24 protein-coding genes, 1 pseudogene, 2 riboswitches and 1 other annotated feature are annotated in these 24,676 nt (G+C 47.1%); of the genes and pseudogenes, 3 read left to right on the forward strand and 22 right to left on the reverse strand.

The genetic code is table 11. The annotated features are described in order from the left end of the window. Window positions 1–114: 114 nt before the first annotated feature. Both PAV_RS34905 and PAV_RS23670 read right to left on the reverse strand, forming a co-directional pair. Window positions 115–306, reverse strand: a complete 192-nt coding sequence (locus PAV_RS34905) for a hypothetical protein (RefSeq protein ID WP_157267227.1) — start codon at window positions 304–306, stop codon at window positions 115–117. Window positions 307–1,146: 840 nt separating this feature from the next. Next, window positions 1,147–2,133 carry an alpha/beta fold hydrolase gene (locus PAV_RS23670; protein ID WP_005550416.1) on the reverse strand — a complete coding sequence of 329 codons (987 nt, stop codon included), beginning with the start codon at window positions 2,131–2,133 and terminating at the stop codon, window positions 1,147–1,149. A 229-nt stretch (window positions 2,134–2,362) separates the two neighbouring features. Between PAV_RS23670 and PAV_RS23675 the strand changes: the two genes are divergently transcribed. Continuing rightward, window positions 2,363–2,632 (forward strand): hypothetical protein, encoded by a 270-nt coding sequence (locus PAV_RS23675; RefSeq protein ID WP_005550417.1) that lies wholly within the window; start codon window positions 2,363–2,365, stop codon window positions 2,630–2,632. A 199-nt stretch (window positions 2,633–2,831) separates the two neighbouring features. Here PAV_RS23675 and PAV_RS23680 read toward each other — a convergent pair whose 3' ends face one another. The 12 genes and pseudogenes from PAV_RS23680 to PAV_RS23735 form a co-directional block, all read right to left on the reverse strand. Further along, window positions 2,832–3,305, reverse strand: a complete 474-nt coding sequence (locus PAV_RS23680) for a DinB family protein (protein WP_005550418.1) — start codon at window positions 3,303–3,305, stop codon at window positions 2,832–2,834. A 254-nt stretch (window positions 3,306–3,559) separates the two neighbouring features. Further along, on the reverse strand, window positions 3,560–4,582 hold the full coding sequence (locus PAV_RS23685; RefSeq protein ID WP_005550422.1) for an FUSC family protein: 1,023 nt from the start codon (window positions 4,580–4,582) through the stop codon (window positions 3,560–3,562). A 248-nt stretch (window positions 4,583–4,830) separates the two neighbouring features. Beyond that, the gene (locus PAV_RS23690) at window positions 4,831–5,169 is read right to left on the reverse strand and encodes a hypothetical protein (RefSeq protein ID WP_005550424.1); all 339 of its coding nucleotides are present in this window, start codon (window positions 5,167–5,169) and stop codon (window positions 4,831–4,833) included. Window positions 5,170–5,422: 253 nt separating this feature from the next. Continuing rightward, window positions 5,423–5,548 carry a hypothetical protein gene (locus PAV_RS37040; protein ID WP_005550426.1) on the reverse strand — a complete coding sequence of 42 codons (126 nt, stop codon included), beginning with the start codon at window positions 5,546–5,548 and terminating at the stop codon, window positions 5,423–5,425. 123 nt (window positions 5,549–5,671) lie between these two features. Beyond that, window positions 5,672–6,139: a double zinc ribbon domain-containing protein gene (locus tag PAV_RS23695; RefSeq protein ID WP_005550428.1), complete on the reverse strand. Its 468-nt coding sequence runs from the start codon at window positions 6,137–6,139 to the stop codon at window positions 5,672–5,674. Between the two features lie 107 nt (window positions 6,140–6,246). Further along, complete coding sequence (locus PAV_RS23700; protein ID WP_005550430.1) at window positions 6,247–7,224, reverse strand: serine hydrolase domain-containing protein; 978 nt, start codon at window positions 7,222–7,224, stop codon at window positions 6,247–6,249. A gap of 178 nt (window positions 7,225–7,402) precedes the next feature. After that, window positions 7,403–7,717 carry a DMT family transporter gene (locus PAV_RS23705; protein WP_005550432.1) on the reverse strand — a complete coding sequence of 105 codons (315 nt, stop codon included), beginning with the start codon at window positions 7,715–7,717 and terminating at the stop codon, window positions 7,403–7,405. Next, entirely contained in the window at window positions 7,717–8,058 is a 342-nt protein-coding gene (locus PAV_RS23710; protein ID WP_005550434.1) for a DMT family transporter, read from the reverse strand. Before PAV_RS23710 ends, PAV_RS23705 begins: the two co-directional genes overlap by 1 nt. Window positions 8,059–8,190: 132 nt before the next feature. Next, window positions 8,191–8,778, reverse strand: coding sequence for a TetR/AcrR family transcriptional regulator (locus tag PAV_RS23715; RefSeq protein ID WP_005550435.1), 588 nt, complete (start codon window positions 8,776–8,778; stop codon window positions 8,191–8,193). A 395-nt stretch (window positions 8,779–9,173) separates the two neighbouring features. Further along, a pseudogene (gene argS, locus PAV_RS23725) lies at window positions 9,174–10,947 on the reverse strand (arginine--tRNA ligase). A 90-nt stretch (window positions 10,948–11,037) separates the two neighbouring features. Further along, window positions 11,038–11,277: a binding site (T-box leader), on the reverse strand. A 138-nt stretch (window positions 11,278–11,415) separates the two neighbouring features. Continuing rightward, window positions 11,416–12,318: a DUF3895 domain-containing protein gene (locus PAV_RS23730; protein ID WP_005550439.1), complete on the reverse strand. Its 903-nt coding sequence runs from the start codon at window positions 12,316–12,318 to the stop codon at window positions 11,416–11,418. A gap of 239 nt (window positions 12,319–12,557) precedes the next feature. Further along, window positions 12,558–12,740, reverse strand: coding sequence for a hypothetical protein (locus PAV_RS23735; RefSeq protein WP_040736741.1), 183 nt, complete (start codon window positions 12,738–12,740; stop codon window positions 12,558–12,560). 231 nt (window positions 12,741–12,971) lie between these two features. Between PAV_RS23735 and PAV_RS23740 the strand changes: the two genes are divergently transcribed. Further along, entirely contained in the window at window positions 12,972–13,838 is an 867-nt protein-coding gene (locus PAV_RS23740; protein ID WP_005550444.1) for a DegV family protein, read from the forward strand. A 312-nt stretch (window positions 13,839–14,150) separates the two neighbouring features. On the opposite strand, the gene PAV_RS23745 is transcribed toward PAV_RS23740, so the two are convergent. The 3 genes from PAV_RS23745 to PAV_RS23755 form a co-directional block, all read right to left on the reverse strand. Continuing rightward, window positions 14,151–15,503, reverse strand: a complete 1,353-nt coding sequence (locus tag PAV_RS23745) for a nucleobase:cation symporter-2 family protein (protein ID WP_005550445.1) — start codon at window positions 15,501–15,503, stop codon at window positions 14,151–14,153. Beyond that, window positions 15,500–16,111 (reverse strand): xanthine phosphoribosyltransferase, encoded by a 612-nt coding sequence (locus PAV_RS23750; protein WP_040736742.1) that lies wholly within the window; start codon window positions 16,109–16,111, stop codon window positions 15,500–15,502. The genes PAV_RS23745 and PAV_RS23750 overlap by 4 nt, the downstream gene beginning before the upstream one ends. A 288-nt stretch (window positions 16,112–16,399) precedes the next feature. After that, window positions 16,400–16,499: riboswitch (purine riboswitch) on the reverse strand. A 141-nt stretch (window positions 16,500–16,640) separates the two neighbouring features. Then, the gene (locus PAV_RS23755; protein WP_005550448.1) at window positions 16,641–17,501 is read right to left on the reverse strand and encodes a DUF72 domain-containing protein; all 861 of its coding nucleotides are present in this window, start codon (window positions 17,499–17,501) and stop codon (window positions 16,641–16,643) included. A 416-nt stretch (window positions 17,502–17,917) separates the two neighbouring features. Here PAV_RS23755 and PAV_RS23760 point away from each other — a divergent pair, with 416 nt between their 5' ends. After that, window positions 17,918–18,556, forward strand: coding sequence for a nitroreductase family protein (locus PAV_RS23760; protein ID WP_005550450.1), 639 nt, complete (start codon window positions 17,918–17,920; stop codon window positions 18,554–18,556). Between the two features lie 87 nt (window positions 18,557–18,643). On the opposite strand, the gene PAV_RS23765 is transcribed toward PAV_RS23760, so the two are convergent. From PAV_RS23765 to metE, 5 genes are all read right to left on the reverse strand, one after another. Continuing rightward, window positions 18,644–19,054 carry a YuzC family spore coat inner layer protein gene (locus PAV_RS23765; protein WP_005550453.1) on the reverse strand — a complete coding sequence of 137 codons (411 nt, stop codon included), beginning with the start codon at window positions 19,052–19,054 and terminating at the stop codon, window positions 18,644–18,646. Window positions 19,055–19,156: 102 nt separating this feature from the next. Beyond that, a complete protein-coding gene (gene glsA, locus PAV_RS23770) occupies window positions 19,157–20,095 on the reverse strand; it encodes a glutaminase A (protein ID WP_005550454.1) in 939 nt (312 codons plus the stop codon). Window positions 20,096–20,247: 152 nt separating this feature from the next. Continuing rightward, complete coding sequence (locus PAV_RS23775; RefSeq protein ID WP_005550455.1) at window positions 20,248–20,652, reverse strand: DnaJ family domain-containing protein; 405 nt, start codon at window positions 20,650–20,652, stop codon at window positions 20,248–20,250. A gap of 158 nt (window positions 20,653–20,810) precedes the next feature. Continuing rightward, window positions 20,811–21,305: a DUF3939 domain-containing protein gene (locus PAV_RS23780; protein WP_005550456.1), complete on the reverse strand. Its 495-nt coding sequence runs from the start codon at window positions 21,303–21,305 to the stop codon at window positions 20,811–20,813. Window positions 21,306–21,665: 360 nt separating this feature from the next. Next, complete coding sequence (metE, locus tag PAV_RS23785) at window positions 21,666–23,990, reverse strand: 5-methyltetrahydropteroyltriglutamate--homocysteine S-methyltransferase (RefSeq protein WP_005550458.1); 2,325 nt, start codon at window positions 23,988–23,990, stop codon at window positions 21,666–21,668. Between the two features lie 321 nt (window positions 23,991–24,311). Continuing rightward, window positions 24,312–24,503, reverse strand: a riboswitch (cobalamin riboswitch). Window positions 24,504–24,676 lie beyond the last annotated feature (173 nt).

Genomic DNA, 24,676 nt, shown 5'->3' on the forward strand with positions numbered 1-24,676 from the left:
TGTAATTGCTATAACCATTCTTAATTTCGGGATTACACATATGTATTGGCCTCTATATCCAAGAGCGAAAATTCATTAGCAATAGATGGATTCAATATCTTGGTCCCATTTGCATTATCTCATATAACGTTCCATGGTCACGATGCCCCACCACCTTAAGCGAACGTAGTGAGCGGCCGCGATACGGTTAGGTAGTATGCGGATGTGCCCCCGCAATCGCTCCCCCCGAAAATCTTCGGCAGACCAAGTAGCGCCATCGACGCAGCCACATACCTCGCAAATACTTACCCCATCTATCAACTTCAAGAGTCTTTATTTTCTCCTTTTTAAAATACTCCATGAGCTCAATCAAAGACTTCACTCTTTCAATTAACAATGTTTTTCTGAAAGCTTGTCACATAACGTCTTCAAAATTCCATTCATGTACTGTTTAGCTATCCATGATTTCATATTCCTTTTTATATATTCATTGTAGAATTCTCTAAAAAACCTACTATTTCACTCATAGTTAATTCAGTATCAAAATCAATAAATTAAATAATATCTTGCAGCCAAAATTCGAAATTCATTCTAGCTCTAGAACCTCTTTCGCAATAGAGAATCAACAAATTTCACCAACTATATCTTAGAGATTTTCGAAGAAGTCGTTCCCCTTAGTATAACCTCGATCCTACGCGATGGAAATATCACCCTACAAAAAGAAAGACACCCCACCTTTAAATGGTGAAAGTGCCTTTCATCTTATCGCTATCCATTCAAGCGGCGATACTGTAATCGGTATGTCCCTGAACCGGGCGTCGTGCCATAGGATTCAATCCTGTATCAAATGATCCTTTTCTTCCTTTAGCAGTTCCACCAAGCGCTTTAACGCTCGTGCCTGTACACGTTCAAAATTATACCTTGACTTCACATTATTTGGAATAATTATTAATAAAAATTGATTGTTAAAGAGATTAGTTTCTAAGCTTCTATACTTTCCTACATTTCTATTCAAATGAACAAGCCGCCACGTCCTTAAAAACAAGTTGCTGTACAATAGAAAAAGACGTGCCCGCTTAAATCCCTGGCAGCACGTCCTCTTCATTTTATATTCGCCAAATACACGACCTTTACCCGTATACATCCTGCTATTGCAGATTTTACGGATTAATGAAGCTCATTGGAATGATATTCATTTATTCTTTCTGCTTCTGCCGCCACAAGAACATCGATTCGATCCGACTCAGTTGAACCTTCATCTTCATCCATGAACCACGGCGTTTCATCCTTTTTTGAGTTTCTCCCCTCTGGTTCGATGTTCAGCTCGGATGAAGCGGCAGCAGAGGCACGCTTCGCCGAAAGCTCTTCTTTCACTTCCGATGCCAGCTCCTGATTGCGAATCCAACGGGCTATGATGCCATTCATTTCGCGCGCCTGCTTCGTTGGAATTTGATGCTTGGCGCCCTTCAGCCAATATAGGTGATAATGGGGCAAATAACGCTGCAGTTGCACCGCATAATGGTGGAAGCTCTTGTCCTTCTCCCCATAAATAAGCAACATTGGAGCTTGAATGCTCTTCATTTGCTCGGAGCAGCGATGCTTCAAGCTTGCCTGGTAATATTGCTTCCAGTTCGAAACATCGCCGCGCAAAGCCGTTCGTTTCAAATTCTGGTATGTGATGCGGCTATCCGCGTTCCCCCACGATATGGCCCAAGCTAGGAGCGATTTGGCTTTCATCACCGTCAACGCAATCGCGAGCGCAATTCTGCCTTTTAACCAATAATCATTCGCTTCAGCCATCGTGCTAACTAAAATTCCGCCCTTAAAGCGATGCGGATAAGACATCATTGCATGCAGCGCAACCGCTCCTCCAGTTGAATAGCCGCATACATATGCCTGCTTAATTCCTAGCTCATCGAGCAGCTCGACCATATCGTTCACAATAAGCGGATACGTGATGGGTTCCTTGGAGGCGTCACTCTCTCCATGACCTCGAATGTCGAACGTAATCACTTGATGAGTCGATGATAATTGCGCTGCTTGGTATCGAAAGTTGGCAGAAGTCAACAGTGGCGGGTGAATGAAAATTATCGGCGTACCTGAGCCATACACGTGATAGTGCAGATGGATTCCATGAATAAGCCTTTTGGGCATCAGTCTCACCTCGTTAGCGATATAGTGGTAAAGATGCCCTCTATCCTTATGCTCTATGCACAAATGCACGTATATTTGCAATCACGGATCATGAGCTTGCCAATATACATGAACTGTACTGGCATTCACCCATATTTGTGTGATTTGCATACGAGACAGTACAGGTGTACAGACTCAATCACAAGTTCCCCAATATAATGTACCATCTCAACAGAAGGAGTTGTTATGAATGACATGTCCTCGTCCGTTCTGCCCGCCCGCTGAACCGATTGTATGTCCACCGAGACCCATAATCCGTGATTTCTTCCACCCGCAAATTCTTCCTATTATTCATCCAATCGAGGTGATTAATCGCCATCATTGCTGCCCAATTCCGAAGCATGTATTCACTGTGGTGGAAAGAGAAGAAGTTATCGGCCCAGTAGGAATCAGAAGCGTGAATAACGCCAAGCCTCCAGTTCGAACACGTGCTGTTCGCTCGAAAACAAAGCGTAAGTAACCTCACAACAGGCATTAATGAAATGACTACGCATCTTCCTTTTTGACAGCTTCTATTGTCAAAAGAGCCGACATCCGGCTCTTTTTCTTCGCGACTCATGGGACATGCACCCTACTTTTTTATGAGTCAGTTCTTCATCATTCATCATTTAGCCATCATCATTTTTCATTCATAGAGAACTGTATCCATTCGTATTCAATCACGATGCTTGCGCAATATGGATATACGTTCTAATCTGCCCAAAGTGCATCGCTTCATGACTCAACAGAAAAAGGAACATTTGACTAGCCTTCGTATTTTCAAAGAAGGGATGAACCAAGTCCCTATTCCAATTTCCCTGCATGCGCTCACAAATTGATTGTCGCTGTTCCTGTAAGCAATCGATAATCTCCGCAAGTGAAGGAGCTTCCCCGCTCCAATTAGCAGGACTTGTATTCATCGTAAAATAGCCCTCATAATGGTCAGGCAAGCGCTTTTCTTTGAACACATTTTGAAAGATCCCCCGATCCCAAGCTACTGCGATGTGACCCGCATGCCAGTGAATCGAATTATTGCAACCAGCCGGTATCGTATCAACGATGTCCTCATCTACCTTCTCCAAAGCCTCAACCAGCCAGCCTCTCCAAGTTTGAAAATTCTTCAGCACTACATCTGTGAATTGAAATGCTTCCATAATTTCTCACTCCGATCTGAATGTAGATAGACACCCTAAATTCCCTTCCGATATCAATATATCATGCTTATGGAAATTTTAGATCAGTTAACTATAAAATACATTTTTACCGTTCCTGATTTCCACTCACATCCATTCACAATTGCCTATAAAAAAAGACGGCTGCTTCCAGCCATCTTCTTGTGTGTGATATTCACCTGTAAATTTACGATCAATTACTCGTGAGCCTCCAAGCTGACTAAAACAATCTGATGTTATGCATCAGCGTCCTTATCAACGTGACCTACGAGACGATCCAATCTTGCAATTTGGAAGCCGTACTCGTACATAGCCGCTGCAACAATCGACAGTCTGAGCATGCCGTTCCCTTCTTGGGAACACAGCTCCATTGTTGCCTGCATAAAATGTTCATTGTCTTCTTCCATCTGCTCCAGCTCCAAGCTGTGCGGCTTCACCTTATCCTCGAATTTCAGCAGCACATGCTCATGGCATTTAATCAACATTTCCAGATGCTGATCGAACCATTCATTCGTCTCCGGCTCGGGGGTGGCCTGAAAATAATGCTCATCAATCGCCTCTAACACTTCGATGCCGCTGCGCAGCGTATGCAGCAACTGCTTATATACAACCAGCTCTCGCGAACGGCTGTACTTCGCCCGCTTTAGCTTCTTCGTTTCTTCTTCGAACAGCTTGTATTTGTCAGCCAGTGCTTTCAATGCATCCTCCAGGCCTTGCTTCTCCTCCTGGAATACCGATTCCTTTATTTCATCCGAAATGACGGTTCGCAGCAGCAGTGACATTCTTCGGAAGCACGATTCAATTAACGTTATAAACTGCGCCTTCGGATTCGGCGGAAAGAACAAAATATTAATAAGACAAGCAGATCCAATCCCGATTAAGATTTGCGCAAATCTAAACAACGCGAAATCCCACTGCCCTGACGCCTCCATGACAGCTATGACCGTAACAAGCGTCAAGCCAACTGTCTCTTCCATTTTCATTTTCAGACAAATCATAATGACCAGCACGCATACAATGCCGACAGCAATCGGCTCATGTGAGAAATACATCCCCGCCAACAAAGCGATCGCAGCACCAACTGTGTTCGTCTGGAGCTGTTCGAGGAAATATCTCCATGAGCGATAGATCGAAGGCTGCATGGCAAATATCGCGGCAACAGCGGCGATAACCGGTGTTTTGAATTGCAGCAACTGGCTGATAAATAGGGCCAATGTTACAGCAATCCCTGTCTTCAGCACTCTGGCTCCGAATGCCATCCACTATCCCTCCATTTCTGCCAGACGGCACTCATTCTACCTTATTGTATACACGAATGCCCTCCGCTTCAAGACAAGGTATGCAGCAATTCTAATGGTTATTATCAACTCCGTCATTTCCGTTCAGCCAATCGAATGGTAAAGAATTGTATAACAACCAGTACAACAAATAACCCCTGCTTTATCAGCAGGGGTAATCTCAATAACTTCACTGGATGAAGTTATATTTTGTTCAATCCGGGCTATGTCTATGTAACCATCAGTGTAATGACTAATAATTCATAGAGGACAAGCGGCAGAATAACGTTGTTATACATGTAGGCATTATACAAGCCTCGCTGCATTACCGGCTGTTGTGTCTGTACATAAACGATTCCCCGATCCACATTTACGATCACACCATCACAGGTAAAACCATCAATTGTTTGAATGCGAACTGGTCGGTTCATATACGAATGGCAGACATGATGTATATGATCACGTGTCTCGCGCAGCGCCTGAACCAAGGAACCATCCGCCTGGTACACAACCTGCTGCTCTGCTTGAGACGGCTGCGGCTGATGAAATGACTGAGTCGGCATATTCATGGCATTCGACCTCCATTCCTTCAGAATGTCATACACTTCCACCTTATGAATCACTTGTTTCATTCATAACCGCAACGCATCATTTCTTATCCCTCGCTTGCATGCTTTCACCGCTATCACTGCCTGATCCAGTGAGACCAGCTTGTTACAGATTCCGCAGCACCTTCCATCCCAGCGGCAAATTCGTATACACTCCTCAAAAAAACAACGCACTCCCCCTCTACAGGGACGAATGCGTTGTCGTGGTACCACCCTAATTCAGCGATCGGCATACACCGACCGCTCTTGCTTGCATAATAACGGGCTGGCCGCCCGGCAGATCAAAATCTGCAGCTGCAAAGCAGGGAAAATGAAGTTGCAAGGAAACCATCACACCCATAAGGTTCCTCTCTGCGCATGCGTAACGTTCATTCTCACGCTTTGGTCATCGCTGTTTATGGATATATTTCCCAAACAAGTTGCAACATCTTATTCACGCTGTCAAGAAGGATACAGCATTTCGCTACCGCAGCAGCCAGTACCCTAATTCCAATAGCAGACCAAGCACTAACAGCACAGTGCCCAGGTTCTGCTTGTCCTTATCATTGTGGAATGCCAGTACCCCGCCTATGAGTAGACCAACTAGAGGGAAAATGGCGGTAGCGACTAATACTAGCAGAAGTGCAGCGCAGCCTGGCCCGCTCTCTGACGAAGACGGCTGAGCAGTTGCTTCAGATGTCAGCTTTTGCTCGGATTGGCTTGGAATGACGGAACCACAATATTTGCATTTTAAAGCGCCCTGCTCTACTTTTTCGTGACAATGGGAGCATGTAAGCTCTGCTTGATTCACCGACAAGATGCCGTTGTATTGCTTCTCATCTTCTGGCGTTCCCGCTATGGTGGCATCTTTCAGTGAGTGACTGCACGCGATACATAGCATTGCGGATTCCTTGTTCGATTCTCCGCAGTTGCTGCATATTTTAATCGCCATGCTGGAGCACTCCTTTCTATGACCACTCCTAATTCTGAATAGGCACTGCTTTACTTCCTAGATGCTCGATCAGCTCCGACATTTTCTTTTTCCGTCCAACCGTTAGGCTATAGCTGCATGAATTCCGGATAGTGCTCCTTCAGGCCCTGCTTCAGCGCTTCGATGGGCTGCATTCCTGTGTCCGCCAGATTGCTTAGGGCGATTAACACAGAATCCGATTTCGCATCGCGAATCATCGTGCAGCTGTATCCAGACAAGCTGCCATTATGATAACGGATATGCGGACGCTCTTGATACACGACCCAGCCGTATCCATAGCTCCGTTCCTCATCAATGCGCACATGAGGCGTGAACATCGCTTTCAGCGATTCTTGATTTGCAGCTTGGCCTAAATGGAGCGCACGATCCCAGCGGTACAGATCCTCTACAGCCGAGTAAACAATGCTGCCTGCACTGTTATGGCTTGGAATATCTTCCTTCCATGCCGGCTCTCCTCTACTGTAGCCTAATCCCATATTCGCTTCATGGCGCAGCACATCCATACGACCGCCCGTTCTTATCATTCCAAATGGCGCGAACAGCTCCTTCTCGATAAATGCTTCATACGGCTGCCCCGACAGCCGCTCCACGATTAGTCCAAGCAGGGCATATCCGAAATTGCTGTAACGATATTCCCCCCTTGCACCTGCTGGCATGACGGTATGAAGGGCCAACGTATGCAGCGGTCTTCTATCCTCATTCACGTTCCAATCAATCAGAGCATCCTCATCTAAGCCTGAGGAATGGGTAAGCAGCTCGTGAATGGTCACATCTGCAAGTCCTTTACATTCAGGGACATACTTCGATAGCGTATCCTCTACGCGAAGCAGCCCTTTTTCCTGCAGCTTCAATATTGAGACAGCTGTAAACTGCTTGGCTATCGAAGCTATTTTAAATATCGTATCCTTATTTATGACCTGCCTTGTCTCAAAGTTCGCCAGGCCATAACCTTTACTGATTAGGATCTCATCATGTGACGCCAGTAAGATCGATCCATTATACCCATGCTGCTCCAATAATTGATCTGCCCATGCCGCCAGGTTCATTTCCCGCCATATCCCCTTCCTGTGCCATCACAGCGCGCTGGCTCGATAACATGAATGAATCGTAAGTATTACGTTATATCCACTTCGATACTACCGACGGTGTTTCCTTCATTTACTAACGATTAGACACAAAATCGCCTCCACAATGAGTATTGGGAGGCGATTTAGGTGTGAGATATTAAGATACAAGCTTTAGTCCAATAGCAGCACCAAGCACCATCGCAATGAAGACGATCCGTTTCCAATCGCGGGATTCACCATAGAAAAGCATTCCTAATATCGCTCCGCCAGATGCACCAATTCCTGTCCAAATGGCATATGCTGTCCCCATCGGCAGCGACTTCATGGCAATGGACAAGCAGATAAAGCTAGCGCTAAAGGCAAGCGACATATACAAAAATGATTGCCAATTGCGATCTTGGTTCAGCTTATTGATCATTGCCACTCCAAGCATCTCACAGATACCGGCTGCAATGAGACTTATCCATGCCATTACGATTCAGCTCCTTTCGCTTCCTTGTCCTTTGTAACCAGCTTCAGTCCTACAACCCCCATCAGCATAACAAGAATAAGCAGCACCTTAATCGCCTTGAACGGTTCGCCGAAGAATGCCATCTCCGCAAACACTGTACCTGCGGTCCCTAGTCCTACGAATACGGCATAGACCGTCCCTACCGGAAGCTGCTTGCCGGCCATAATCATCACATAGAAGCTGACAGCGATCGAAATGATCGTACCTCCCCATTCCCATACATTGCTGGCGTGCTTTAAACCAATTACCCAGAACACTTCGAAAAAAGCCGCCACAAACACATAAATCCAATGCTTATTCATCCTTCTCCACTCCCTTGCTGTTCTCTATCCACGCATAACCTCTATCTATCTGAACCATCAAATTCTGATATACCAAAAGCATCGTTAGTATTCTCTACAGCACGTACTTCCATATCTAATCTGGACAAATGTTTATGGCTCCATTGTTCGTGCAAGACTGCGCCAGAACATGCGCCAAGATGCATCAAAGCGCCGCTGAAATCTCTCTGGCCCCCCAAGCAGCATCTCAACGAGAATTCCATCTACAAGGCACATGTAGGATGCCGTCATCATCCCTACATCCAGAGCGGCAATTTCTTTCCTTTCTATGCCCAACTGGAACACCTCTGAAAGCACCAGCTCCATTTGATCCAAATAACCATTCACCAACTCCATAACCCGCTCCTGCATCGCAACAGGCGGGAAGAACATCATTCTCAGCAGGAACTTCAAATGACTGGTTGTCTCGTAGCGCACTTCATATTGCCGAATCAGACCATACAGCGTATCTTCAACAGAGTGCGTCAGGCATGAATCAATGAACTGCTGCAATTGTCCCATCTCTACTTGAATGGCGCGCTGTATTGCACGTAAAAACAAATCATCTTTATTTTTGAAATGTGCATAGATGGAAGGGGTTTTAATGCCCACTTGCTCCGCTATATTGGCAAGAGACGCTCCTTCATAGCCATGCTCAGCAAAATGATTCAACGCTGCTTCAATAATTCGGTTAGCCGTCATCTTGTTCAGCTCCTTTACTAACTAACATTCGTTAGGCAACGTTTGCAACGAAGCCTTTGCGTACTTACCTTAATGCGAACAATTCCTAACTAATATTCGTTAGGCTCATTTTTTCACATCCTAGTCTTATTGTCAAGACTAGGAACCATGTCGCCATTATGTCCATATGAATCTCTGCAGCGATACTTCCACAATCCATACAATTGCTTTTCCGCACACAAGCCGTTGGATTAGTAATCCACGGCTCGCGTGCAGTTATCAATTATATGCTATTACCTGCAAGCCATTTTCCTGCACTTCCCCCGCTCCACACCTCACCCGCTAAGCATACAGCGGAATGCACAACCCATTTATTCCACTGAGCATCTGCCCCAACAATTGTCGCCATCTCAGCGCTACATATGCGCCGGTGCCTGAATCCCCAGCTTCTCTAGACCTTCCTGAAGCACACGTGCAACGACAGCAACGATACGGAGCTTCATTTGGCGTTCAAGCGCATTCTCAACAAGGATTTGCTCCTGATGATAGAAGCGATTGAATTGCTTCGCTGCATCAAGAATATATCGCGCGAAGATGGAAGGCTCATTGCTTGCTAGCGCCTGCTGCAGCGAACGCTCGTATTTAGAAATGGACTTGATGCAATCCCATGCCTCTGGGCTCATTTTCCAATTCCCTGCCGCTTCCGGCATCTGACGCAGATGAGCCATGCAACTGTCCGCACTGTTTCGAGCAGTCGCATTAATTTCAGAAGCAGAAGCGGAATCCGGTTGAGACTCCAAGACCCCCCTTCATAAGCAAGCTCTTAGCTCTAACAAGAGTAAACTGCACATAAGGGCCTGTTTCCCCTTCATAACGCAGCGCCTCCTCCAGGCTGAAATCGACGGACAACATGCGGCTGCTCTTCAAATCATCGAAGATAATCGCGCCAATGCCCACCTGAGATGCAACTGCTCCTTTATCCGGCAAGGATGGATTTTTGTCTTCAATGATTTGTAGCGCGCGATTCTCAGCCTCATTCAGCACCTCATCTAGAAAAATAACCTTCCCCTTTCGGGTCGACATCTTCTTCCCTTCAAATGTCATCAAGCCAAATGGCACATGCTCGCATTGCTCTGCCCATTCATATCCCATCTTGCCAAGCACGGCAAATACCTGTTGAAAATGAAGCTGCTGCTCTGCACCGACCACATAAATCAACTTGTCAGCCTTCATCACTTCCTTGCGGTAAATCGCAGTTGCCAAGTCACGAGTCGGGTAAATCGTTGTACCGTTTGACTTTAAAATAAGACATGGCGGCATGCCCTTATCTTCCAATCGAACAACCATTGCCCCATCGCTTTCCTCCAGCAAATCAAGCTCCTGCAATCGTGCCACCACTTGATCCATTTTATCATTGTAGAAGCTCTCCCCAAGGAAGTAGTCAAAACGAATCCCCAGCCGCTCGTACATCCGATTAAATTCAATCATGCTGGCGTCCACGAAGTACGTCCATAGCTGCACAGTCTCTGTATCTCCCGCTTCCAGCTTGCGGAACCATTCGCGTGCTTCATCTTCCAGTTCCGGCTGCTGTGCGGCCTCCTCATGGAACCTCACATACAGCTTCAAGCTTTCGCGGATTGGATCTTGGCGCAGCGTCTCATCATTGCCCCACAGCTTGTATGCTGTTATAAGCTTGCCGAATTGTGTCCCCCAATCCCCTAGATGATTCACCTTCACCACTTCATAACCGGCAGCCTCATACAGATGAGCGAGAGCATTGCCAATTACCGTAGAACGCAGATGACCGACGCTGAATGGCTTTGCAATATTCGGAGACGACATATCAATAACAATGCGCTGCCCTGAACCATCCGCCAGCCTCCCGAAAGTCGGCTCCAGCATGCGTCCAAGGCACGTCTCTCCATAGAAGTCCTTATCGAAAAATAAATTCACATACCCGCCTGATGCAACAGCATGTATTCGTGAGGCATCGCTATTTTGGTTGATACGTTCTACGAGCTCGCCTGCTATTTGCTGTGGAGCGCGTTTCCACTGCTTTGCGAGCGGGAAGCAAGGGAATGCCAGATCTCCCAATTCACTTAGCGGCGGTATTTCTAAGGCACGCTCGATATCGTGTCCACTCATCTCTAACATTGGCTCTAATCGTTGTGCAGCGATCTGTTTTAACATAAGCTCATTCTCCTTCATTTTGATTAACATATTGCAACATAAGTCATGGGCATTGATTCAACTCTTAACACGACAAAAAGCCCCCGTCTGCAAAGAGACGGAGGCTTGAATCCGTGGTGCCACTCTTATTGATCCTACCGGAAGCAGTGTGCTTCAATAGGAATCCACTCCATAAATAACGGCTGTGCCGGGCTCTCCTACGGGCTCGTGTGAGGCAGTTCAAAGAGCCAACTCCCGGGTCCGCTTCCTCTTCATTCCGTATCGGCTTCCACCCTCCCGATTCGCTGCATTACGGAGCTTGCAGAGTACTCTCCCGTTCATCGTTGTTGCTTCCATTTTTCATTTCACACATTATATCCACAACATTCAGGAAAAATCAACCTCTTTTTGCCTATTTCTCAAAAAAGCGAGCGCGTTTGTACGTTCAACGGGATTGGAACGATATCTACAGCACCAACACCAATTTTGTCACTTCATCGTGTACTTGCGATCTTCCGTTCCATTGAATTCTATCGCAATCTTAGTGAAGGTGCGCTCAATAAATTGACACACATCCGTATAAATCTTAGGTTTGCCTGTTATATATCGGCGTTCAGGCGAACCATGATCACGTATGAGCAATTCGCTGATGATGCGAGCACTGCCCACACCGTTCGCCACATACTGCTTCACCGCCTCTTGTTCGGATGCAGTAAGACCATCATAGCTTACTTCCTGGATTTCCGCAGATTCTGTCCACGACCATAAATCAAATTCCTCAGGCATGGAAGCCAGCCTAGGATCAGCCTGCTGTGGAACAGCCTTAGATGGAGTTTGAGGAACAACAGGCCTGCGCTTCAACACGTTAAGCTGCCTGTCCAGCAAAGGAAGTCCCAGCGATAGCTGCTGCTTCATGTGCTCGGGTAAATCAGCATGTATCAATGAATCTGGTGCAGGCTGCCAATTGCTTGCCAGCTTCACCAAGATTTCATCAAGCTCATAATCAATGGCATCGAACCCCTTTTTAATCACCGCAACGATGGCTGCATCAATGCCAAGATGCTCCTTCAGATGCTCAATGCCGAACTTTTTGATCTCGCCTGTCTTTCGATTTTTCACCTCGTGCTGGTAGCGTAGGGAACGGCCGCATTCGCATCGCAGCTCTGGACTTATCGTGCCTGCATCCTTATAACCGGTATAAATCCAATCATCAAGCAGCGCTTCAATGTCCTCTGGCTCGGCATTTGCTGGAACATGATGCCCTTTCTCCTTCGCCATCGCATTCGCGAACGCCGTACGGCGAGAACGAACGAGATAATGTGTCAGAAACTCCCGCTGCGTGTCATTGAGCTGTGATAACATTTCATCCCGTTCCTGGATCGTTAATATCATTCTTTCTCCTCCTCGGGCTTGCTCAACTCCATTCTATTGTACAGGATACGAAGTATAGAAAGAAACAGGCAAGACAGCAAAGAAGCTGTCCTGCAATCATCTATACGTTTCCGTACAAACTACAGGCAGCTTCTTTAGGGTTGGTAGAGAGCTGATCAATAAGGAGTGAGCAGATTACGCATCATATACAGACATAAGTTCGACTCTGTCCATTCACGCAAGCTTAGCCGAAGTTAAGATTAGGATGCATCAATTCGCTCCTGTGGGGCCTGAAAGCATTTTTTGCACACCTTGATCTGAACTCCGTTCGCCCTTGTCCGATTATATAACAGCTTAATACGTGTACTGGCGCAGACCGGACATGTCCCACGCCCACGTGAAGGCAGATTCCACAATGATTTGCCGCGTTTGTTCTTCGCCATTCCGTTCCCCTCATTTCCTATCATTTCATTCGTTCTCCTACCCTTATGAGCGGGCGAATAAAAATATGACTCATCAATGGCATACCAGCTCCTATCGAAAAAATACCAATAAATGTATGTGCCAAGAAGGTTGTTTTCCTTCACCGCTTTCTCGACAACTCGTGGTATGATGGAAATGGTCAGATGATTTTGAACTTCGAAAGTGGATGGAAAGATGAAAGGAGTATGATTATGGCAATTCGCATTCTTACCGACAGTGCTGTAGACCTTCCTCAATCTGTTATAGATGAGCTAGGAATTACTGTCATGCCGCTAATCGTTACTATAGACAATGAACAATATGAGGATGGTGTAACCATTTCACCTAAGGGCATGTTCGATGGCATGCGTGAAGGCCGCATATATAAAACCTCGCAGCTCTCTATGGAGGTATTGCAGAAAACGTTCCGATCCATTGCGGAAGCGAACGATGAAGCTATCTATATTGCATTCTCTTCTGAGCTATCTGGCACCTATGCTTCGTCCCGCATTATGCACGATATGGTACAAGATGATTTTCCATCTTTTACTTGCAGCATTATCGATACGAAATGTGCTTCCCTAGGATTTGGTCTCGTCGTTCGTCAGGCTGCCCTCTGGGCGCGCGAAGGCTTGTCTCGAGAAGAGATTGTTACACAGACACTGTCGCTTGCTCGGCAAATGGAGCATGTATTCACAGTCGACGACCTGCAATATCTATATCGCGGCGGGCGCGTCAGCAAAACTTCAGCCGTCATCGGCGGCTTGCTCAATATTAAACCCGTGCTGGATGTTGAGGATGGTAAACTTATCCCCGTAGATAAAGTGCGCGGTAGAAAGAAATCCATTCAACGGCTTGTTGACCTCATGGAGGAGCGGGCAAATCTGAATGATAAACAGCAAGTGATCGGCATCGCTCATGGAGATGACGCAGAAGCGATGGAGCAATTGAAGGCTCTCATCCAAGAGCGCTTCGGCATGACGAATTTCATTATTAGTTCGATAGGCTGTGCAATAGGTGCACATTCCGGTCCCGGAACCTTGGCTCTCTTTTTCCAGAATAAGTCCTATTCTAAATAGTTGGTGCAGCTCTCACGATCTATTGACTTGAAATTGCGTAGAGCAGCACGCTGCTTGATGTATTTCCGTGCAACACAGAAGCCCTCAGAATCAGCATTACGGTCTGATCTTGAGGGCTTCTTTTTATGTCCTTCCTATTCTACCCGCGCGGCTCACATCCTTTTTGGAAGCTGGTTCTCCAAATCATTCCCGTCTACCTTGGACTTTTGAAGCAATTCTCCTTCCATGTATAAAAAAGCCCATTGGAATGATCCAATGGGCTTAACATCTATCCTATAAGCAAGGACAGAACTTTCAACTTCCCATCTACAATTAGGAAGCTACGGAATGACTAATCTCTTCTTCATCCTTCTGCAATTCACTTGTCGGTTGCTTCGTCCCATTGAACAGCAAATTTAAAACCATAGCAGTGAACGTTCCCGCTACGATTCCGTTGTCCGTCAAAATGCGTACCGTTGACGGCAAGCTTGCGAACAATTGAGGAACTACCGTTACTCCAAGCCCCATGCCGACCGAGCAGGCAATGATAAGCAGATTTTCATGGCGATTCATATCCACCTGTGAACCGAGCATGCGCAGTCCGCTCGATACGACCATGCCGAACATGGCAACCATTGCACCGCCAAGCACCGATTTCGGAATAAGTGTTGTGAGAGCTGCAATTTTCGGAACGAGACCAAGCAGCATCAGCAAGCAGCCAGCTACGACAATGACATCTCGCGTTTTCACCCGGCTCATTTGGATAAGTCCTACATTTTGCGAATATGTGGTATAAGGGAACGCATTGAAAATCCCGCCAATTGTAATCGCCAAGCCTTCCGCACGATACCCTCGCGCCAAATCCTTGGAGTCTACATCACGGCCAACAATTTTGCCTAATGCCATGAACACGCCTGTCGACTCCGCAATGCCAACCATTGCAACGATAATCATCGTCAGAATGGCCGTCATGTTGAATTTCGGAACACCGAAATAAAATGGCTGAACCGCATGAAACCAAGATGCCTCTGCAACTGGCGTAAAATCAACCTGTCCCATAAAGGACGCAATTGTCGTTCCGATGACAAGACCCAGCAGAATAGATATGGCACGAATAAATCCGCCAGACAGCTTGTTCATAATGACAATGAACACAAGTACACCGAATCCGAGCAGCAAGTTCGTTGGACTTCCGAAATCTGGATTCCCTTGACCGCCGCCCAAATCATTGAACGCAACAGGAATCAGGGTTACTCCGATTATTGTGACGACCGAGCCCGTTACAACCGGAGGGAACAGCCGAATTAATTTGCCGAATAAACCGCCGAATAAGATGACAAACAGCCCCATCGCTATGATAGCGCCGTAAATATAGGATATGCCGAAGTCCTTGCCGATTGCGATCATTGGCGTGACCGCCTGGAAGGCACAACCTAAGACGACAGGCATTCCAATACCGAACCACCGATTTGCAAATACTTGCAGCAAAGTAGCTATGCCGCACATGAACAAGTCAATCGCAACCAAATACGTAATTTGCTCTTGTGAGAATCCTAAGTTACCGCCCACAATGAGTGGAACGATAACGGCTCCGGCGTACATCGCCAATACATGCTGCAAGCCAAGTGAGAAGGTTTGCAGCGGATGCCGATTTTTCACAAATATGCGGTTGTCGATTTGACTCATTGCTGCACCGCCTCGGACTTCGCTTCTTCTACAGCTTCATTTACAAATGCAACACCGTCCGCAGACAATGACGCGATACGAGCAAGGGATTCTACACGATAGCCAGCATCGAGCAGCATTTGACGGCCTGGCTGGAACGACTTTTCAATTACAATCCCGAATCCAACGACACTAGCTCCCACCTGCTCGACGATGCGAGCCAAGCCAGAAGCCGCTTCGCCGTTCGCGAGGAAGTCATCAATGATCAGTACACGGTCATCAGCGGACAAGAAGCGCTTGGATACCGTTACTTCATTCGTCTCTTGCTTCGTGAAGGAATACACCTTCTCTACAATAATATCCTCACGCAGAGTGAGTGATTTTTGCTTGCGTGCAAAAATGAGCGGAACATTCAGTTCTAATGCAGTCATTAACCCTGGCGCAATCCCGGAAGATTCAATCGTGAGCACCTTCGTAATACGTTCTCCCGCATAACGGCGCACGAATTCTTGTCCGATCGCCTGCATAAGCGCTGGATCCATTTGATGATTAAGGAAAGAGTCCACCTTCAATACATTGTTGCCCAGCACTAATCCCTCTTGCATAATTTTATCCTGAAGCCGTTTCATGTTCAGTTCCCCTTTCGATGTGTGCAGCTGTGCATCTCTCTTTATTCTCATACGATAACAGCCCGGCTCCTGATCTACCTTCGGAATGAAGGTGATTGGAACCGGGCTGTGCGATAGTTGCATGCAATGACTGAATACAAACGGAATAGCCCTATATCCCATAAGCTCAATCAAGCAAGCATGCGATCGACTGTGAACCAAGTTTCCCCGCTGGCTGACAGCTGGATGAAACGGCCGCGCTGCAGCATACCCTATGGGCGATGTACAAGCCTGCTTCATATGATAGGCTGCGGCACGTTGGTTCCCCGTAGTCCAATCATTCCGGTGATTGGGTAGAAACATGCAGGCCAATTCCTGCACATATACGAGATGACGCTGCTTTATGATGTTAGCGGTAAGTATACCTCATTTTTTTATTGAAAGGAAGTAACAATTTCTGAAAATACGACAAATTCAGAGGGCTATTATCAGATGTTGTCGCCCCTTGTCTTCATTCGATGCTGACTGATAACATCTCCTAATTTCCACCTTAATCAAATAATGTCAGCTGCTCGGCCGGAAGCGGCGGATCCTCCATCCCTAGCATTCGCTTGAACTGCTTGCCATTGTGCGCTGCATCTCCGCCCGAATTATTGTTGAAAATGACCCAGCAGCGCTTCGTATCCTTCAGAAGCGACTGGACATGCCCCTTCCATTCCTGAAGCTCTTGTTCATTGTAGCGATACAAGTAGCGAACATCTCGCCAATTCGGTTGTCCGCTTGCATTCCAGCCAGATTCGTTGCGACCATGCATACGAACCATCGTGGCTCCCATCTGTGTCGGGACAAGCACTGTCGGCACGCTCCCCTCGCCAGCTTGCGGCTCATCACAGATGCTATGTATCCAGCCTTCCTCACGCATAAAGTCGAGTGTGCGCTCTCGCATCGGTTCTGCAAACCAGCTCTGGTGTCTAAATTCCAATGCGACAGGAATCCCCTCCATCCATTCTCGCGTTCGCCGTAAGATGTCAACATTTCGCCGATCACAATGGAACCAAGGCGGGTACTGGAACAACACCGTTCTAAGCCTTCCCCTCTCCAGAAGTGCATGGACGGATTGGCGAAATACTTCAAACATCTCCTTCGTGCTTGTGAAGGGATGCTTTCCTCGAGAATGGCCTGTCATGCCCTGATACGCCTTCACAATAAATCCGAAGCTGTCTGGTGTCTGCTTACTCCAGCCTTGCATCCGTTCAGGAGATGGAATGGCATAAAAGGAGCTGTCCAATTCAACGATGGAAAAATGCTTGGCATATTCCGTTAGCTTCTCATTGGCTCGTGTACCTGGCCCGTACAGTGCGTCCTGATCTCCCCAGCCTGCAAGCCCAATTTCGATTTGATGATGCTCCATATCCGACTCCTTTCGCATCAGATGCTACTGCCTATGTTGATTTACGACTCCATCTATGTATAAAGTACATATAAAGTACATTCTATATAACAAACTTAATTGAAGTGATTGGCCTCGCTGTTCCTAATCCCTTTTCCCTGGCTAAACGAAAGCAGCGAGGACTCTATCCATTGCCCCTATAATCCCCTTCTCTATTGTGCAATCTTTCGCATAGGATTTCAATTGTGTCCGCTCCTTTCGGAGAACAATTGCACACACTGAAGATGATGCTGCTTGTTTCTGTCTTCAAATAGGTTGATCATTGATTCAATAACGATAATTATGCTACTATATATTCGTTAGCACAATATTATCCATCACAAGATACTCGTTAGCATTTTATATGCGTATATCGCCTTGAAAGGATGACAATTACGATGACTATATCGATGACTGCAAGCGAAGCAATGCTTTCGCGCCATTCCGTACGTAAATACGTCCCAAATACTCCGATTGCTGCAACAGAATTGAACGAAATTTTGGAGTTGGCTGCTTCTGCTCCTTCTTCATGGAACCTGCAGCATTGGCGCTTCCTCGTCTTCCAACAGGAAGAAACAAAACAAAAGCTGCTTCCGATTTCGTACAATCAACAGCAAGTTGTGGACTGCTCAGCGGTGATTGCTGTACTTGGAGATACACAAGCGAACTTGATGGCTCCCGAATTGTACGGCGAGCAGCTTCAAGCAGGCAATATCACACAGCAAGTGCATGATACACTGGTGGGCAACATTAATCGCGCCTATGAATCATCTGCACAGCTTGGTACCGAAGAAGCGATTCGCAACGGTTCGCTTGCTTCCATGCAATTGATGCTGGCTGCAAAAGCCAAAGGATGGGACACTTGCCCGATGGGCGGCTTCAATAAGGAGCAGTTCGTTACAGAATTCAATATCCCATCCCGCTATGTGCCGGTCATGCTGATCACACTCGGCAAAGCTGCTGCTCCAGCGCATGCTACAAGCCGCCTGCCTCTAGAACGCACTGTATTTCATGAGACATTTCCAGCCAACCAATAAGCTAGCATGATTCATGCTTGCCTATCAACAATATGATTCGAAAGTAACAAAAGCGCCCATCCCTAGGATGAGGCGCTTTTGACGTCATTACATTGGATTCCAACGCATCTTCACTTCCAATTCACAGCACCGTGATTCCGAAGAATCCGTATTGAAAGTCAACTTGATACCATCAGGCGTAGACTTCACTTCCAGCCTCGATTGTACACCGATATCCCGAATTAAACGCGTTACTTCCGTTCTATTTCCCCGCTGTGCAGCATCCATAATAGCAGTCGCTAATGTTCTCGACTTCCTTAGGCGATCCAGCACGCGGACAGCCTGTTCTGCTAGAGAATGGGTACTATCTGCAGATGATACAAATTTACTCGAATCAACGGGTGGATACGTATCCGGAATGCGCTCACTCTTGCCTGCTACCGGACGGACAGGGGTTACTCGTACAATGGATTGGTTTGAGCCCACACGATACGTAATCCCCAGTTCATTGGACGACATCTTACACATCCCTCGTTTCTTGCGTAATCCGTACGAAGAGGTACTATGTCAGCCTATGTGAGGAGGACTTATTTCGTGTGCTCTTTTCATATTCTCACAGTATTAAAAGATGCTCCAATCATATCGCTCCGACAATGCGCCGAGCAAATGAACGCCTGCAACGCTATTTCCTTTCTTATTCAGGGCGGGACCTACCACTCCGATCCCCATCTTGCCTGGGATTACCGCAAGAATCCCCCCGGAAACTCCACTTTTGGCCGGTATCCCCACTTGAATTGCAAACTCTCCCGAGGCATTGTACATGCCGCATGTTACCATGAATGAATTCGCAATTTGTACATAATGCTTCGGAATGTAGCAGCGCCCGTTCTGAGGATTGCAGCCTCCATTCGCCAAGACAAGCGCCATACGCGCAAGATGGTCTGTGTTGACCTCGATCGCACATTGGCGAAAATACACTTCGAGCGTATCCTCGACATCGGCTTGAAGAACACCATTATCCTTCAAAAAGTAAGCGAGCGAGCGGTTGCGATGGGCAGTATCTCTCTCCGATTGATACACCTCTTCATTCCATGTTATCGTTGGGTCATCTGCCAATTCACGGATGAATTCAAGCATGCGCATCGATTTTTCTTGCGGAGTTTCGCCTTCAATCAGCGAGGCGATCGCGATTGCTCCCGCATTAATGAACGGATTGAACGGCTTGCCCGGATCAACGAGCTCAAGCTTCAAGATCGAGTTGAAATCATCTCCAGTAGGCTCCATGCCTACCTTACTAAATACGCCTGCTTCACCACTATCGAGCAAAGCGAGGAGCAGTGAAAATACTTTGGATATACTTTGCATCGTAAACGTTAACTTGCAATCGCCTGCATGCACTTGTTCACCTTGAATACCGAACAACGATATGCACAGCGCGTCCTTCGGAGCACTTGCAAGCCCGGGTATATAAGAAGCGACCTCTCCATCCTGTGATACAGTCCGGCTCTCCTCTACCCATTGAGGGAGCTCTCTTCTAAGTTGTTGCCAATAGGTCGTCATACCATGTACACCTTTCCTTCCTTCTATCCCAACATTGCAATGAACCTATCTGCATTGCTCTGCTTCAATATGTACGGTTATATCTATCGTTTCATGGATAACGAATTCACATGCGTCAAATGAGCTGCTCCTGAGTCTAGTTTGTCCAATTTTCACTTCTCATCGGGAGACTTCGTGACACCGGTCACCTTGCTTACGATTTGCGATTCATATTGGGCAAACGCGGGCACAACAGTCCACCCACGCTCCTCCATCATCATCTGCAGCCGGAGTTTCCGTTCATTCAGCTGCTTCCGAGTGTCGCCTATCCTTTGCTTATCTTCTGGATCACACGCTGCAAGAAGCTCCTCCAAACGTACGATTTCACGTCCAAGATATATAGGTTCAGGCAGCAGTCCAGCATTTTGCATCATCAAATATGCAGGCCGCAATTCCTCAGGAACATGGGTCAAATCTTTCAGATCTAATGGCCTCCCTTTGCCAGGCAGTTGATCAAATGCGCCTTCCTTCATCGCTTCTTGAATTTTCTGCTCTGCCATCCATCCGATGATGTCCATGATTACGCACCTCGCTCATCATTCGACTATAAATAACGAAGACATTCCATCTAATAGGATACCACTAATCGCCCCAGAATTTTAACTGGAAAATAAACAAAAAGAGCTTATCTCCCATCATAGGAGGCAAGCTCTTGTTCCCCTATACAGTTTGAGCCTCAGTTGAGGGCTCCTTGCGTTTTATGCCAATCCTCTTCATGTGTCAGCAAAAATTGCTCGGTCGTTAAGTAAAGCGAGATTGGCGGCTTCTCTTTTAAATAGTGGCGCTGCACGAGCAAGTCATAATGAACTTGGCGATTGCGCGTGCCCGAGAGTACGGGAAGATCATCATGTTCATCCAAATAATCATCCACCGCAGCCTGCACCATATCGAGATATATCGGAATATGCTTGTCTTTCTCATCAAATATTTCGTACGTATATTGGGACATATAAAATTTCTGATCCGATTCCCCGCCCAAGTAACGGCGCAGACGCTTCAAATCAATGCTGTGATCTGCTAGCATCAGTGTTGTGCGTTTGATTTCATTCGGCATATCTTTTTCGTATTGAAGCACCGCTCTGCGCACATCCTCCACAGTCACGTGCACCCTTTTACGTACCGATGGAGAAACCTGTTTGTTCCGTTTGAACCATTGTGTAATCCAACGCATATCAGATCCCACCTTTCTGCTTCCGGAAGTAGGGTACGGGAAGATGGAAGCAGGAGATATGTATCCGCTTACATCCCTATTATACCATATCTTTTCTTCATTTGATATATCCTTATATCTCGACATCCTTTACGTATAAATAACCATTTTCGTTCTCCTTTACTCATGTCCAGAAATCAAGTTGTCCATATGCCATCTATTGCATATTTCAAATTTTAATCTTTCTTATTCCACTCCACTTTAAGAAAGAAGGGCCATCCCTGCATGGCAATCACGATGATTGCGAGAGATGACCCTTTCCTACTTAAATGATCCTATTGAGGTATAATTGCATGTTGCGGGGAGTGGTAATGAACAAGCTTATGCTTCAGTTGATACGGCCGCTGCATGACGGGCACGAGCAAGCTTCGTTGCTTCTACCATGTTGCGCAATGCTGCTACTGTTTCAGGCTCGCGGCGAGTTTTCAGACCACAGTCCGGGTTAATCCAGAACGTCTCTACTGGAAGCACGCGCAGTGCCTGTTCGATGATTCGATCAATCTCTTCCACCGCTGGGACGCGGGGACTGTGAATGTCATAGACGCCAAGTCCGATGCCAAGCTCATAGCTTTGCTTCTCCAGCGTTCCAATCATATCGCCGCCGCTTCGTGCCGTTTCAAGTGAAATGACGTCCGCATCCATCTTGCGGATTGTGTCAACCATATCGGAGAAATCACAATAGCACATATGCGTATGCACTTGCGTTTCCGGCGCTGCTCCGCAGGTGGCAAGGCGGAACGCCAATACCGCCCAATCGGTGTAATAAACAGCATCCTCTGCCTTCAGCGGCATGCCTTCCTTCACCGCCGGCTCATCGACCTGGATCATGCCGATTCCGGCTTTCTCCAGCGCAGCAATCTCTTGGCGAAGCGCATAGGCCAGTTGGAACGCAGCTTGCTCACGCGGGATATCATCGCGGACAAAAGACCAGTTCAAGATTGTGACTGGGCCAGTAAGCATCCCTTTAACCGGATGAGAAGTCAAGGATTGAGCAAATGCCGTTTCCTTCACTGTCATTGCCTCTGTAAACGCAACATCTCCATACAACACTGGCGGTTTCACACAGCGCGAACCATAGGATTGAACCCATCCAAACTTTGTAAATGCGAACCCATCTAACTTTTCACCGAAATATTCGACCATATCTGTCCGTTCGAACTCGCCATGCACCAGAACGTCAATTCCGATCTCTTCTTGAATGCGGATCCATCGTGTCATTTCATCTTCTAAATACGTTTCGTATGTCTTTGCATCCCATTCGCCCTTGCGGAAACGAAGGCGAGCGCGGCGAATATCCGCAGTTTGCGGCATACTTCCGATCGTTGTTGTCGGCAGCAGCGGCAAGGAAGGCCAGCGCTTACGATGCAGCTCCTTGCGCTCTTCAAATGGAAGGCGTTCAATTCCTTTTTCTTTTTCTGTCCGAAGCAGCTCCTCCAAAGCCTGAACCACTTGCGGACGCTGTCTCGAAGGCTCATTGCGCCAAGCTTGAACGCGAGCGCCGCTGTCTGTGAGCACTGCGCGAGTCTCCTCGCTTGGGCTTGAGAAATGACGAGCAAGCGCAGCAGTCTCCTCCAGCTTCTCGTCTGCGAACGCCAAGGCTTCTCTAACAGGGGCTGGCAATTCAATCTCCCGCTTCGCAGTCAACGGTACATGCAGCAGGCTGCATGATGGCTGTACGATCCAGCGCTCCCTCGGGACAATACCTTCCACCGATTCGAGCCAAGCCGCTGCTGCGGCTAGATCCGTACGCCAAATATTACGGCCATCAATGATACCGATGGCAAGCTGCTTCTGTTCTGGGAATCCAAATTTACGCAGTGCTGCTTCATTTCTACCTTTATCATGAACAAAATCAAGACCGAGCGTATCTACCGGAAGCGACACGAACGATTCGTAATCTGATACTGCATCGAAGTATGTTTGCACCCATAGCGACAAGCTTGGAGCCGCCTTGCGAAGCTCAGCATATATTTCCTGCACTGCCGGCCAATGTTCGTGCGGCATCTCCAGAACGAATGCCGGCTCATCCAATTGAACGGTCTTCACGCCTTCCTGCTCCAATTCACTCAAGAGCTGTCCATATACTCCAGCGAATTGACGAAGTACATTCAAGCGTTCTTCCGGTTTAATCCCTTTAATAAAGCGGACATACGTATAGGGGCCGATGATGACTGGCTTTCCTTCAATGCCATGGGCTTGCTTAGCCCTGCGATATGCTTGCAGCGGGCGGTTGACCGTCAATTGCGGAGCCTTGCCCTCCCACTCTGGCACAATGTAGTGATAGTTCGTGTTGAACCACTTCGTCATCTCGCAAGCGACGGCATCCTGTGTGCCTCGAGCCAATGCGAACAGCAAATCCGCGCTTACTTCACCTCCATTGTAGGAGAACCGTGAAGGAATCAATCCGAAAGTAGCAGTCATATCAAGCACATGATCATACCAGGTGTAATCATTGACCGGAATCAGATCAATACCTGCCTCTTGCATCGTCTTCAGGCGAACGTCATTGATGCGTTCCAGCTCATCCTCCAATTGCTCCGCAGAGCTGTTGCCTGCCCAATACTGCTCCAATGCCTTTTTCCATTCCCGGTCGTATCCGATCCGAGGGTAACCTGCTGTGCTTGTCTTGATTGAATTGGCTGTCATCATACTGCCCCTCTCATGCGTAATTTTGCCGTACGGGATTAATTGGACAATTTCTATCGCTTAACACGGAATTAGAATTGCAGTCGAACTCACTACTCCACCTTATGAGACGTTTATGGATCGCCTTGTGCATTCATTACATCCTTAATATGCAAAAAAGACATTCCTGTCCCATAACAGAAATGTCTCGTAAACGTCCATGAAGGCATAATGGAATAGATCGTTCCTTCCGGCTCATTAGCAAAAAACACCTCATGCTAAGAGGAATCGAAATGACGATATCCATGCTTACGAACACTTCCCTATCTCCCGTAGGTACGAACAGTGTTGTCAAAACAGGCAGGTCTCCTGGCTTCAGCTTCATTGGCCATTGCAGCCTTCCCGATTCCTTACAAACCAGTGGCTCTCTCGCAATACCTCAACTGTCACAGTGGCGGGACCGCGCCGGATTTCCAACCGGCTTCCCTATTAAGCTCCGACGTTACCCGAAGCACCTGTTTCCCATATTCAATTACATTGAAAGCCGCTTTCACACATCTTCCAATTGAGAACGATTATATATCTAACCAGAGCGATTGACAAGAATTTTTTCTCAGTTTCTATTCGAAAAAAATCCTGACCCCGCCCGCTTCATTTGTACATAAGCTCCCCTTACATACACAATAGGCGAGCCTCACGGCTCGCCT

It is taken from the genome of Paenibacillus alvei DSM 29 (genome assembly GCF_000293805.1).
Lineage (GTDB): Bacteria > Bacillota > Bacilli > Paenibacillales > Paenibacillaceae > Paenibacillus_B > Paenibacillus_B alvei.